10 protein-coding genes are annotated in these 12,613 nt (G+C 72.2%); 5 read left to right on the top strand and 5 right to left on the bottom strand.

The window, feature by feature from the left end; translation table 11 throughout:
- Window positions 1–603: 603 nt before the first annotated feature.
- The 3 genes from WMF22_RS41515 to WMF22_RS41505 are packed head-to-tail and all read right to left on the bottom strand — an operon-like array spanning window position 604 to window position 2,679.
- Window positions 604–1,389 carry a phytanoyl-CoA dioxygenase family protein gene (locus WMF22_RS41515; protein ID WP_438033334.1) on the bottom strand — a complete coding sequence of 262 codons (786 nt, stop codon included), beginning with the start codon at window positions 1,387–1,389 and terminating at the stop codon, window positions 604–606.
- Window positions 1,386–2,426 (bottom strand): aldo/keto reductase, encoded by a 1,041-nt coding sequence (locus tag WMF22_RS41510; protein WP_438033333.1) that lies wholly within the window; start codon window positions 2,424–2,426, stop codon window positions 1,386–1,388. The genes WMF22_RS41515 and WMF22_RS41510 overlap by 4 nt, the downstream gene beginning before the upstream one ends.
- 10 nt (window positions 2,427–2,436) lie before the next feature.
- Window positions 2,437–2,679, bottom strand: coding sequence for a hypothetical protein (locus WMF22_RS41505; protein ID WP_012240189.1), 243 nt, complete (start codon window positions 2,677–2,679; stop codon window positions 2,437–2,439).
- A gap of 129 nt (window positions 2,680–2,808) precedes the next feature.
- Here WMF22_RS41505 and WMF22_RS41500 point away from each other — a divergent pair, with 129 nt between their 5' ends.
- From WMF22_RS41500 to WMF22_RS41485, 4 genes are all read left to right on the top strand, one after another.
- Window positions 2,809–4,830, top strand: coding sequence for a SpoIVB peptidase S55 domain-containing protein (locus WMF22_RS41500; RefSeq protein ID WP_438033332.1), 2,022 nt, complete (start codon window positions 2,809–2,811; stop codon window positions 4,828–4,830).
- A 68-nt stretch (window positions 4,831–4,898) separates the two neighbouring features.
- Window positions 4,899–7,010, top strand: a complete 2,112-nt coding sequence (locus WMF22_RS41495) for a hypothetical protein (protein WP_438033331.1) — start codon at window positions 4,899–4,901, stop codon at window positions 7,008–7,010.
- Between the two features lie 304 nt (window positions 7,011–7,314).
- Window positions 7,315–8,178 (top strand): hypothetical protein, encoded by an 864-nt coding sequence (locus tag WMF22_RS41490; protein WP_438033330.1) that lies wholly within the window; start codon window positions 7,315–7,317, stop codon window positions 8,176–8,178.
- A 98-nt stretch (window positions 8,179–8,276) separates the two neighbouring features.
- Complete coding sequence (locus tag WMF22_RS41485; RefSeq protein WP_437295443.1) at window positions 8,277–9,473, top strand: metallophosphoesterase; 1,197 nt, start codon at window positions 8,277–8,279, stop codon at window positions 9,471–9,473.
- Between the two features lie 13 nt (window positions 9,474–9,486).
- Here WMF22_RS41485 and WMF22_RS41480 read toward each other — a convergent pair whose 3' ends face one another.
- The gene (locus tag WMF22_RS41480) at window positions 9,487–10,059 is read right to left on the bottom strand and encodes a hypothetical protein (protein WP_438033329.1); all 573 of its coding nucleotides are present in this window, start codon (window positions 10,057–10,059) and stop codon (window positions 9,487–9,489) included.
- Window positions 10,060–10,314: 255 nt separating this feature from the next.
- On the opposite strand from WMF22_RS41480, the gene WMF22_RS41475 reads away from it, so the two are divergent.
- On the top strand, window positions 10,315–11,685 hold the full coding sequence (locus WMF22_RS41475) for an OmpP1/FadL family transporter (RefSeq protein WP_438033328.1): 1,371 nt from the start codon (window positions 10,315–10,317) through the stop codon (window positions 11,683–11,685).
- 95 nt (window positions 11,686–11,780) lie between these two features.
- On the opposite strand, the gene WMF22_RS41470 is transcribed toward WMF22_RS41475, so the two are convergent.
- Window positions 11,781–12,578 (bottom strand): response regulator transcription factor, encoded by a 798-nt coding sequence (locus WMF22_RS41470; protein ID WP_437295440.1) that lies wholly within the window; start codon window positions 12,576–12,578, stop codon window positions 11,781–11,783.
- Window positions 12,579–12,613 lie beyond the last annotated feature (35 nt).

Raw genomic sequence — 12,613 nt, 5'->3', positions numbered from 1 at the left:
TCTCGGTGGGGGGAACCGCGGCGAAGCTGGATACCTCTACTGTGCTGTGACAGTAGCGGCAGTCGATGCCGAGGTCGCCGGCGTGCAGCTTGTGGGAATAGTCAACCGGTTGATCCGGCTGATACCCGACCTCGAGATGTTTGTTGGTACCGTAGTACCAGAATCCGCCGATCACAGCGGCGCCGAGGGGCAGGACTCCGAAGAGCAGCCCCAGCGGAACCACTTTGTTGGCCCATCGTGGGAACAGGAACCGAGCCATAGGGTTGTGGTGGGCGTCGGAAGGACGCGCGGGCGCAGTTATGGCTTGCTGGCGGGGTGCGACAAGACGGCAAAGTGCCGCGTGAGTGCGGCAGATTGCCGCTGTGGGTAATTGAGGCTCCACGCCGCGGCAGGTCGCCGCAGGGGCGCGGCAGGTTGCCGCGGGTACGGGCGTCCGTCCTTACGACACGGGGGCGAACTGGATGCGAGACCGGCTCGAAAAATTGTCGAAACGTCGGCGCCGGCCGGGGAACGCTCCGGGGAAGCCGGGGCAAGCCAGGGGGAAGGGGAGGGATGGCGAGCGAGGGGCCGCCGGCCGCGCCGAGGCCGCCTGCCCGGGGGAGCTCAGAACACCGGCGTGAACGTGCGCGGGGCCTTCTTCTTCCGGAGGCAGCGGGTCGCCCTGTTCATGTAGCAGACGGTGAACGCTCGCCTCGGCTGGCCGCTCCGGTTCACGGCGGAGCAGTGCCAGAGGTAGTTGTGGATCAGCAGGGCCTCGCCCGCGCGCGCCGGCAGCGCGATCTTGCGGGCGTCCGCGTCGGCCGCGCGCACGCGGTCGCTCGGAATGACGCCGCCGAGCGGCGTCGCGAGCCCGTCGATGTGGCTGCCTTCCAGCACCTCCACGCAGCCGCCGCCGGCGGGCGCGTCGTCGAGCGCGGTCCAGATCTGCAGCTCGGGGTCGCGATCCAGCCCCCAGTAGCTGCCGCCGTCCTGGTGCCAGGGCAGCGGCGTCCCTCCGGACGCGGCCTTGTTGAAGAGCACGGCCCGGTAGATGGAGACCTCTCCGCCGATGAGCGCGCGCGCGATCCTCTCGAAGAGCGGGTTCTCGATCCAGGCGAGGAACAGCGGGTCCTTCTCGAGCTTCTCGAGCTTCCGGTACGACGTGCTCGGCCCCTCGTAGCCCTTGCCGTACGGCAGATCCTCGTAGCGGCCCGACGCCGCGTCGTGCTGGAAGAAGAGCCCGGGGTACGTGACGCGCCCGAGCATCAGGTCATCCGAGCGCGCGCGCAGCGCCGCGAGCCCCGCGTCGGTCATCACGCGCCCGAGGCGGGCGTGGCCGCGGGCGGCGTAGTCGGCCAGGGGGCCCGCGAGATCGAGGTCCCTGGCTCCGGGCAGCAGGAGCTCGATCATCGCGCGTAGCTCGCGTCGGTGCCCAGGTGATCGCGGTAGAGCGCGTCCATGCGCCGCGCCGCCTCCTCCGAGAGCGGGCGCCCGACGGCGTCGGCCGCCGCGTCGAGGTGCTCTGCCCGGACCGGGCCGACGAGGATGGAATCGACGACGTCCCGCCCCGCGAGCCAGGCGTACGAAAGCGAGAGCAGGCTCATCCCTTCGTCCGCCGCCACCGCGGCGTAGCCGGCCGCGAGCTCGAACATGCGCCTGCTCCAGTACCGGCGCTGGTAGAGGCGGTTGCCCTCGAAGCGCGAGCCCGCCTGCGTCGCCTCAGGCCCCGCGTGCCGCCCCGTCAAGAGCCCGCCGGCGAGCGGGTTGTACACCGCGGTGGCCAGCGCGTACCGCCGCGCGAAGGCGGCGTACTCGACGTCGAGCTGGCGGATCAGCGCGTTGTAGAGCACCTGAGAGACGGCGGGGCGCGGCTTCCCGACGGCGTCGCGGCGCGCGATGATCTCCAGGATCTGCCACGAAGCGAAGTTGCTGACCCCGTACTGCAGGATCTTCCCCTGCTCGAGCAGGGCGTCGATCGCCGACAGCGTCTCCTCGATGGGCGTCTCCGGGTCCGGCGCGTGGAGATAACAGACGTCGACGCGGTCGGTGCCGAGGCGCGCGAGGCTCTCTTCGACGGCGCGGATCACGCGCTCGCGCCCGAGGCCCTCGGGCCTGCCCCGGACGCGGCGCAGGCCGACCTTGGTGGCGATCTGCGCCTCGGCCCGGCGGCCCCGGAGCGCCCGGCCGAGGATCCGCTCGGACGCGCCGTCCTGGTAGAGGTTCGCCGTGTCGAACGCGGTGATCCCGCGCTCGAGCGCGCGCAGGGTGATGCGCTCGGCCTCCTCGGGCGGCGTGCGGCCGCCGAAGTTCATCGTGCCGACGAGGATCGCGGGCGGCGCGCCCGGGCGCCGCTTCGCCGTCATCTCCGTGTTCACGCCGTCAGCCTTCACGCCGTCAGCCTTCACGCCGTCAGCCCTCACGTCGTCAGCCTTCACGTCAGGCGCCACGCGCTGCTCCTCACGCCCGCGCGACGAGGAGCGCGAGCACGTACACGATCAGCCATACGAGCCACAGGGTGCTCGTCCGCCGCCACCCCAGCCGGAAGCCGTACATCGGCGCGAGCGGCGGCACCACCAGCGCGACGAGCCCGCGCCAGCGCGGCTGGCTCCGGAGCGCGAGCCGCGCGGCCAGCGCGACGTGGGTGGTCACCCAGGCGGCGAACGAAAGGACGAGCGTCGCGGTCGCCGCGATATCCTTCACGGGGCGAAGCCTAGCGTCGCCGGCGCGCCCCGCCTCTGGAAAACGGCGACCCTGGGCAGCGCGGTGACCTCCCGGCGCGGCCCGAGCCCCCGCTCTGTCGCGCTACCAAATCCGGGCTAAGCTTGGCCCGTGCCTCTGCGCAACATGCCGTGGTTTCGTCCGGATTCCTTCCTCACAGCGCGCGCCGCCCCGCTCGCGACCCGCAGCGCGAGGGCGATCGCGGGCGCCGCCCGCGCCCTCGTCGATCGCGACGGCCGCCTCATCCCCCTGAGCCTGCTCGCCGGCGCGGCGTGCAGCGTCGCCGTCGGCGTCGGCGCGGCCCAGGCGATCTCCGCTCCGCCCGATACGCTGCCGCTCTCCGAGGTGAAGCCGGGCATGAAGGGGTACGGCCTCACCGTCTTCTCCGGCACCACGCCCGAGAAGTTCGACGTCGAGGTCATCTCGACGCTCCGCAATTTCCGGCCGAACCAGGACCTCGTCCTCGTCAAGACGCAGCACCCGCGCCTCGAGGTCGCGCGCACCGTGGCGGGGATGAGCGGCAGCCCGATCTACCTGAACGGCAAGATGATCGGCGCCTACGCGTACGGCTGGCTCTTCGGCGCGGAGGCGATCGCCGGCGTCACCCCGATCAAGTCGATGCTCGACGAGCTCGCGCGGCCGCTCCCGCGCGGGATCGCCCCGAAGGTCGGCGGCCCGCTGCCCGCCCCGGTGAGCCGCGCCGGTGGTGCGCCGCCGCCGCCGCGCGCCGCCGCGCCGGCCCGCCTGCACGGCAGCCGCGGCTTCCTGGGGGCCGTCGACGCCTACGACCTCGCCGGCCACGCCAGCCAGATCGCCGCGCGCGTCGCGCCGTCGCTCGCCCCGCCCGAGTCGACGGGCCTCGCGCGCGCCTCGACGCCGGTGATGCTCGGCGGGCTCGGCGGGACGTCGCTGCGCATCGCGAGCGACCTGCTCGGCCCCATGGGGCTCGATCCGATGCAGGCCGGCGGCGGCTCGTCCGCGAGCCCGGAGCCGGGCGCGCCGACCAGGTACGTCGACGGGGGGGCGATCGGCGTCGAGCTCGTGCGCGGCGACATCTCCGCGATGGGCATCGGCACGGTCACGCGCGTGTCGGGCGACAAGCTGGTCGCGTTCGGCCACCCGATGATGAACGGCGGCGTCACGAACCTCCCCGCCGCGATCGCGCGGGTCCACTGGATCCTCGCGAGCCAGAACCGGAGCTTCAAGATCGGCGAGGCGGTGCGGCCCCTGGGCACGCTGGTGAACGATCGGCAGGCCGCGATCGTCGTCGACAGCTCGGCGAAGGCGCCGGTCTTCCCGATGCGCGTCCAGATCGACGGCGTGGCGGGCGCGCCGCACCCGACGTGGAACGTCGAGGTCGCGCACGATCAGTTCCTCGCGCCCGCCTTCGTCTCGATGGCCGTCGGCAACGCCGTCGAGGCGACGACGGCCGAGCGGCGCGACATGACCTGGCGGGCGGTGAGCCAGGTGAAGATCGGGCGCTACGGCACCATCTCGCTCGTCGACTTCGGCGCCGGCAACGGCACCCCGCTCAGCAGCGACGATTTCGTCCGCAGCCGGCTCGTCCGGGCGATGGGGGCCCTGCTCAACAACCCCTGGGAGGACGTCTCGATCGAGCGCGTCGACACCCGCGTGAAGGTCACCTTCGATCGCGAGGTCGTGCTGCTGCGCGGCGCGAAGGTGCTCGAGCCCGAGATCGAGGCGGGCGCGCCCGCGCGGATCCGCCTGGATCTCCAGCCTCATCAGGGCCCCGTCGAGTCGCGCGTCATCGAGGTGCCGGTGCCGCGCGAGCTCGCCGGCAGCCGGGTGGACATCGATCTCGCGCCCGGCTACGAGGTGGAGCGCCCGATGGCGACCCCGAACAACGTCGCCGAGCTCGTGGCGATGCTGCCGAGGCAGACCCACGACGCGGAGAGCGTCGTCGCGACGTTCCGGCTCCGGGAGAACGGCGCGGCGTACCGCGGCAAGGTCGCCTCGCGGCTCCCCCCGGGCGCGATGGACACGCTGCGCCCGAGCTCCGCGTCCGACGCGCCCGAGACCTTCGGCGCGCAGGTGCAGGTGCCGGTGTCCCTCAAGCGTTTCCTGGTCGGGAAAGACTCCGTGAGCGTCACGGTCCGGCCTATCCTCCGCTGAGCCCGCCGGTCTCCCGCCTCCCTCTCTTCCCTGACCCCCCTCTCCCTGACCCCTCCATCTTGCGACCCATGAGCACAGAGCGCTCTTCTGCCCATTCCCGATCGCCTCACCCTCGCGCCGTCCCCTCTCCGCGCAGGCTCCTCGCCGCCGCCGTCGCCGCCGTCGCCGCGGGGCTCGTTGCGCTGCCGGCCCACGCGGTGGGCACGCGCAGCTTCGAGCTCCGATCGCTCGAGGACCTGAAGGGCGGGGATCTCACCGGCGTCAGCGTGGACTCGAACGGCGCCGTGCGCGCCGGGCTGACGCTCGGCGCGACGCCGCTGCCGGACGCGACGTCCATCTGGAGCTCCGTGGTGCTGCCGGACGGGACGGTGCTGCTCGGCACGGGCAACGAGGGGAAGATCTACAGCGTCTCGGGCGGCCGGATCGCGCTCGTTGCCACGACCGGGCAGATGGCGGTCAGCGCGCTCGCGCTCGCATTCGATGGCGACGTCATCGCGGGGACCTTCCCCGAGGGCAAGCTCTTCCGCCTGCCGCGCGGCGCGGGCAACGGCGGTCCGGCGAAGGTCTTCGCCGAGCTCCCCGACACCGAGGACGTGTGGGGCCTCGCGTACGATCCCAGGGCGAAGGCGCTCTACGCGGCGACCGGCTCGGGGGGGAAGCTGTTCCGCGTCGACGCCGCGGGCAAGGCCCAGGTGTACTTCGACAGCGACGAGCCGCACCTCATGAGCGTCGCCGTCGGGGACGACGGCGCCGTCTACGCCGGCTCGAACGGCAAGGCGCTGCTCTACAAGCTCACGGCGCCCGGGCGCGCGACCGTGCTCTACGACTTCGACGCCGACGACGTGAAGGCCATCGCCATCGCGCCGGGCGCGAAGGGCGGCACGATCTACGCGATCGCCAACAAGTACGCCGAGGCGTTCGCCCCCCCGAAGCGCAACCGGAGCGGGCCGCCGCCGCCGCAGCCGGCGCGCGCGCCGAAGCCCGGCAAGGGCGTTCTCATGCGCTTCGATCGGAGCGGCGTCGCCGAGAAGATGATGAGCGACGACGACACCCACTACGTCTCGCTCGGCCTCGGCGACGACCTGGCGCCGTACGTCGGGACCGGCGCGGAGGGCCGGCTCTACACCGTGAGCGACAACCACGTCGCGCGGCTCGTCGCCGACACCGACGAGCGCCAGGTCGGCGCCTTCATGATGGCCGGGCGGCGCAGGTTCGTCGCGACCACCGACCCCGCGGTCTTCCACGAGGTGAAGGGCGTCGGCGGCGCCGACGCGGTGTGGACGAGCAAGGTGCTCGACGCCGGGCTGCGGGCCACGTTCGGGCGCCTGTCGTGGCGCTCCGACGGCGCGCTGGAGCTCGAGACCCGGAGCGGAAACACCGACGCGCCGGACGGCACCTGGAGCGCGTGGTCCACGGCGCTCGCCGCGCCGGGCGACGTGAAGAGCCCGCCGGCGCGCTTCGCGCAGATCCGCGCGCGCTGGCGCCGCGACCCGGGCGCGGTGCTCCGCGAGGTGAAGCTCTCGTTCGTCACCGACAACGCGCGCGCCGTGGTCACGTCGATCGAGGCCGCGCCGAAGGGGCAGACGAAGCCCTCTCGCACGAGCCTCCCGCCGTCGGGCGGCGAGGCGCCGAAGCCCGTGAGCGCGCTCCAGCTGACATGGAAGGTCGACAATCCAGACCAGGACGACCTCCGCTACCGCCTCTCCTACCGGATGGAGGGGCAGTCGACCTGGCGCAGCCTGCTGAAGCCGGGCGAGAAGGTGACGCGCGCCGAGCACGTATGGGACACGACCGCGCTTCCCGAGGGCGAGTACCGCATCCTCGTCGAGGCGAGCGACGAGCTGGCGAACCCGCCCGAGCGCACGCTGCGCCACAGCCTCGAGTCGGGCACCGTCCTTGTCGACAGCACGCCGCCGGTGTTCCGGGCCCTCGCGCTGCAGGGGCGCCGGCTCACGGGCGAGGTCGCGGACGGCCTCGGTCCGGTCGCGCGCGTCGAGGTCTCGATCGCGGGCCTGGAGGAGTGGCGGCCCATCTTCCCGAGCGACGGCGTCTTCGACGAGGCCGTCGAGCCGTTCGAGGCGGATCTCGGCGCGATCGTGCCGCCGGGCGCGCACCTGCTCGCGGTGCGCGCCTACGACAGCGCGGGCAACGTGGTCACCCGCGACATCGAGGCGCGGTAGGCGCCATCACGCACCATCGCGCGAGGCCCGGCGTTCGGTGCGACATGGGCGTCATGCTTGCGCCAGGGATGCCCGCAGGCGAGGTGCCCCCGTGCTCGCGGCGCACAGGACCGCGTCCTCACCCAGGTTGCGCTCGGCGCCCTGGCGACGACACACAGAATCGGCACATTCTGTGAATGCAGGAGGCGACATGATACGCTCATTCCGCTTGTGCTTTTCTGGTGGTCCTGGAATGAGCTCACACCACGCCCGTCTGCTTACTGGCCTCGCGGCGGCCTGGGTTTTCGCGCTCTCCGCGTGCTCGGTGGACAACGCCTCGGCGGGTGGGTACGAAGACGGCGGGGCGGCGTTCGGGAGTGGGGGAGGCGAGGGCGCTTCGACCCAATCGGGTGGCAGCCCCTCTCCGCCCGCGAGCGGCAACGGCGGTGCCGGCGGTGCCGGCGGCGTCGTGAACGAGGACGTCAACATCCCGGCCGCTCCGGAGGCGCAGGATCCCTACACCCGCTTCGCGTACCTGTGCGGCGATGGCTGCACCCCAGGCGGGGAGCCGACCGAGTGCTCGTCGGACGGCGACGCGGGCACAGGAACGGGGCTCCCTGCCGCGCAGACGCTGCACTGCCAGCTCGTGCTCGACGACGGTGATGCGATCCCGAGCTGCCGGCCGGCGGGCCGCTTCGAGGCAGGCGGCCCTTGTCACAGCGCCGCCGACTGCGCGGCTGGCCTGGGGTGCGTGGCGGCCGACGGGGAAGGCGGCGTGTGCCGGCAGTACTGCTGTGGTCACGTCGAGAGCTGCGCGGCGGGGACGTACTGCGACGAGCGACCGATGGCCGAGTCGATCGTCGATGCGAGCGCGAGGGCTCCGGTCCCGATACCCGTCTGTGTTCCCGCGACGAACTGCGAGCTCTTGAACGACAGCGTGTGCCCGACGGGCCTCACCTGCACGATCGTCCGCGAGGATGGGACGACGAGCTGCGTCGTGCCCGGCGAGGGGCGGGCCGACGAGCATTGCCCGTGCGCGCCCGGCTTCGTGTGCTCGATGCTGACGAACCAGTGCAAGCAGCTCTGCCGGATCGACAGCAGGGCGCCCGAATGCGGCGCAGGCGCCAAGTGCCAGGGCGGCAGCGCGATCTACCCCGCCGGGTTCGGCGTGTGCGTGAGCACGTCGTAGCCGCCGCCCGCCGCGTCGCTCCGTTAAGAAATGTTGCCGAGCCTGGCTCCGGCGCGATCGGAGCGGCGGGCGCGCGCCGCCGTGGTCATGCTGGACGCGTGCAGCGGCCTCTCCTCTCCTTCGTCGTCTTCATCGCTGTCTTCAGCGCCATCGTGGCAGGCGTCCACTACTACCTCTGGCAGCGCCTGATCCGCGCGCCCGAGCTCGGCCCGCTCTGGCACCGCGCCGGCAGCGTGGCCCTTGTGGTGCTCGGGTCGCTGGTGCCCCTCGGCCTCTTGCTCACGCGCGCGCTGCCCCGGCACATCGCCGGCGTCGTCGCCGGCGTCGTCTACACGTGGGTCGGGCTCGCCGTCCTGCTCTTCTTCCTCCTGCTCACCTCCGAGCTCGTCCGCCTCGGCGCTCACGGCGTCACCGCGCTGCTGAACCAGCCGCTCGACGGCGAGCGCCGCACCTTCCTCTCGCGCGCCCTCGCGGGCGCGGCCGGAATGCTCGCCATGGGCTTCGGCGTCGCCGGCGCCGCGAGCGCCCTCGGCGAGGTCGCCGTCCGCCCGGTGCGCGTCCGCCTGCGCCGCCTCCCCGCGGCCATGTCGGGCTTTCGCGTGGTTCAGCTGACCGACCTCCACATCGGCCCGACGATCGGCCGGGCCTGGCTCGAGCGCGTCGTCGCGCGCGTGAACGCGCTCGAGCCGGATCTCATCGCGATCACGGGCGATCTCGTCGACGGCTCCGTGGAAGAGCTCCGCGAGCACACCGCGCCGCTCGCCGATCTGCGCGCCAGGCACGGGGTCTTCTTCGTGACGGGCAACCATGAGTACTACTCCGGCGCCGAGGCGTGGATCGCGGAGCTCCGCCGGCTCGGCGTGACGGTGCTGCGCAACGAGCGTGTCTCGATCGGCGACGGCGAGCACGGCTTCGACCTGGCCGGCGTGGACGACTGGAGCTCCCGCGGCATGGGCCGCGGCCACGGCCCCGACCTCGCGCGCGCGCTCGCGGGGCGGGACCCTTCTCGCGAGCTCGTGCTGCTCGCGCACCAGCCCAAGCAGATCCTGGAGGCCGCGGAGCGGGGCGTGGGCCTGCAGCTCAGCGGCCACACCCACGGGGGTCAGATCTTCCCGTGGAACTTCTTCGTGCGGCTCGACCAGCCCTACGTGGCCGGGCTGTCCTCGCACGGCGACAGCCAGATCTACGTGAGCCGCGGCACGGGCTACTGGGGGCCGCCGATGCGCGTCGGCGCGCCGTCCGAGATCTCGCTGATCGAGCTCGAAGGCGCCGCCGCGGCGGAGGCCGTGGCGTGATCCGACCGGGCGCTCACGGGAGCGGGTTCGCCGGGTCCCTCTTGCAGTTGATGACCGGCGCCGGGTAGCTGCTCGGATCGGCGATTCGCTCCATGGCGAAGGCAGAGCCCTTGAGGTTCAGGGGGATCGGCCTCGCCGCGCTGCCGGTGACGACGCCACAGATGAAGTCGGCGGGCGCGCAGAGGGAGCCGCCGGTCAGCGTGATGGTGGCCTCGAGCTCGCTGCCGGAGATGGGGTTGGCGTCGCCCGGCACGACGAGCGTGGGCAGTTGCGCGGTGAACTTCCCATCGGCGGACAGCGCGAAGGGACCCACATCGAACGGCTCGCCCGTGGGCGTCTTGCGATCGGCGGCCACGAGCGGCTGGAAGGTCAGCGAGAAGCTCAGGCCGCCGTCGCTGGCCTGGGTGGTCAGGCTGGCGACGAAGAGGATAGGGGCCCGCGGGTTGAGATAGGCCGAGAGGCTGAAGAGGAAATCGCCGTCGACGGCGCCCGCTTCCGGCAGCAGGCAGTTGTCCCCGCCACCTCCAGCGCCGCCATTTCCGTCGCTGCCACCACCACCCTCGCCGCCGCTGCTCTCGCGGATCATGGTATCGCGAGCTTCGAAGTCATCGTATCTGCCTGCCGGGTCGGCGCAGCCGATGAGGAGCGCCGTGGTGGTGAGGGCAGCTGATGCGAGCGTTGTCCGGATGGTGCGGGAGAAAAGCATTTGACACCGTGCGAAAGGTGACATTTGACTTGATCGGGTAGAACCTTCCCTGACGTGGCAGGTGTTGCAACCCTACCATGCAGGGTCCGCCGCAGGCGCCGCATTCCTCCGCCCTCAGAATCGAGAACACCGGATATGTCGATCAACCGCCCCTGTTTCGCGATCTCCGTCGGCCTCCTCGGCGGTCTCGCCTGGACCGGATCCGCGCTCGCCGGCGGGTTCGCGACCGCGCGGTTTGGCGGCGAGCACGGCAACCCGATCACGAGCAATCCGACCGCGGTCTACTACAACCCCGCTGGCCTCGCCGAGAGCGAGGGGATTCATCTGTTCCTGGACGGAAATATCGCGCTGCGCGCCGCGTCCTACACGCACTCGGCGGCGGCGACCGATGACGTGACGGTGCCGCGGGCGAACACGGGGGAGGCGAGCCTGTTCAACGTGGCTGCCTCGCCGATGCTCGGCGCGTCGGCCAGGCTCGGCGATCTGGCGCTGGGCGCCGGCGTCTATGTGCCCTTCGGCGGCGCCGCGTCCTGGGACACCAACGCGGCGTTCGAGGGCAATCGCGAGCTCGCCGGGGCGGTGGACGGCGTGCAGCGCTGGCACTCCATCGAGTCTTCGCTCCAGGCGATGTTCTTCACCCTCGCCGCCGCCTACGAGATCCCGGCGCTCCGCCTCAGCCTCGGCCTCTCCGGCAACCTGATTCGAACCCAGGTGAACACCGTGCGCGCCCGCAACGCCTCCGGCGACAACTTCCTTGCGACCGAGGGGCGCTCGCTGCTCGAGGTGAGCGGCTTCCACGCGAGCTTCGGCGTCGGCGCGCTGGTCGAGGCGGTGCCGGAGCAGCTCTGGATCGGCGCGTCGTACCAGTCGCGGCCGAACGTCACGGGGGGAGAGTCGCTCGAGGGCACGCTCACCAACCGCTTCAGCGGCGTGTCGGGCTCCCCGAGCGACGTGGAGCTTCACCAGGGCCTGCCGGACATCGTGCGGCTCGGCGCCCGCTTCGTCCCGGCGGAGCGCTTCGAGATCCGGCTCTTCGGCGACTGGACGCGGTGGAGCTCGATGGAAAACCAGTGCCTCACCCAGGTCGGCGCGGCGTGCGAGATCGATCGAGACGGCTTCGCCGGAGAGGGCGCCCGCGTGGTGCAGAACATCCCCCGCCGCTGGAACGACACGTTCGGCGTGCGGGCAGGCTGGAGCCACTGGCCGCGGCCTGCGATCGAGGTCTTCGGCGGCGTCGGGTACGACTCCAACGCCGTTCCGGACGAGACCCTGGATCCATCGGGCGTCGATTTCCACGATGTCTCGTTCGCCCTCGGCGGGCGCTTCCACGTCGCGAAGCAGCTGCACCTCGCCGCGTCGTATACCCACCTGTTCTACGTCAGCCGCGACACCACGGGGGACAGCATCACCGCCGGCCTGCACCCGAACTCGAGGGCTCCCGACTCCGGCGGGCACTACGCGCAGAGCATCGGCGTGATCAACGTCAACGTCGATGTCGCCTTCTGAGCGCGGAACCTGAGAGCGGTGACCGAGCGGTGACCGAGCGGTGACCGAGCGCGAGCCCGCGTCGCGGCGGGGCCGCCGCGCCGCGGCGCGGCGCCTCAGGAGGTGCCTCGCCGGGTCCGGCGGAGCAGGCTGAAGATGCGAGCCCCCAGCTCGGGGGCGCGGAAGGGCTTCACCATGTAGTCGTCGGCGCCGCTGGCGAAGGCCTCGACCATGTCCTGCGAGGAGGCGTGCGCCGTCAGGAAGAGGACCGGAAGATCGCGGAGCCCGGGCTCCTGCCGCAGCGTCCGGCACAGGTCGATGCCGGTCATCTTCGGGAGGTTCCAGTCGAGGACCACGAGGTGAAACGGTGAGCTGCGGACCCGCGCCAGCGCCTCTTCCGCGCTGGCGACGGCGACGACGGCGAGCTCGACCGCCTCGAGCATCGCCGACAGGAGCTCGCGGATGTGGGGGTCGTCGTCGACAACGAGGACCCGTGAGCCTTTGCCCTTCAGCCGAGGCGGCGCAGGGGGCGGCGGCGCTCGGCCCGCCGGGCCGGCGCCCTGGACGCCGGATGACGCGGCGGGCCCGGCCCCGTCCGCGGCGCGGAGGAGCGCCGCGGCGTCGGTGTCGGGCACGGATCCGGGGCGGGGCGCCTCCGTCCGCGCGAAGTGGGCGAGGCGATGCCAGTCGCGCGGCTCGAACGTGAGCCGCGCCCCCTCCGGTGAGACCGACGCGCACGCCGCGGCCGACGTCGCGCGGCGGTTTTCGCCCAGCTCGAAGATGGCGAGCACCCACTCGCCATCGGCCACGACCTCCCCCGCGGGCAGCCCGAGCTCGAGGTCACGCTCCTCCGGATCACACACGATTTGCTCGAACTGCTGCAGATCCGGGAAGCGGTAGAGGACGCTCCGCACCTCTTGACGCTACACCCGCGCTAGCATCTCGCAAG

It is taken from the genome of Sorangium sp. So ce204, assembly GCF_051526795.1.
Lineage (GTDB): Bacteria > Myxococcota_A > Polyangia > Polyangiales > Polyangiaceae > Sorangium > Sorangium cellulosum_B.
Note: the sequence above shows the minus strand (reverse complement) of the source record. Positions and strands in the feature narration are given on the sequence as shown.

What these genes read in the sequence shown, in the direction of transcription:
- WMF22_RS41515 (WP_438033334.1), bottom strand. Translation starts at nt 1,389, where the DNA reads ATGATCGAGCTCCTGCTGCCCGGAGCCAGGGACCTCGATCTCGCGGGC.
- WMF22_RS41495 (WP_438033331.1), top strand. Translation starts at nt 4,899, where the DNA reads ATGAGCACAGAGCGCTCTTCTGCCCATTCCCGATCGCCTCACCCTCGC.
- WMF22_RS41480 (WP_438033329.1), bottom strand. Translation starts at nt 10,059, where the DNA reads ATGATCCGCGAGAGCAGCGGCGGCGAGGGTGGTGGTGGCAGCGACGGA.
- WMF22_RS41475 (WP_438033328.1), top strand. Translation starts at nt 10,315, where the DNA reads ATGTCGATCAACCGCCCCTGTTTCGCGATCTCCGTCGGCCTCCTCGGC.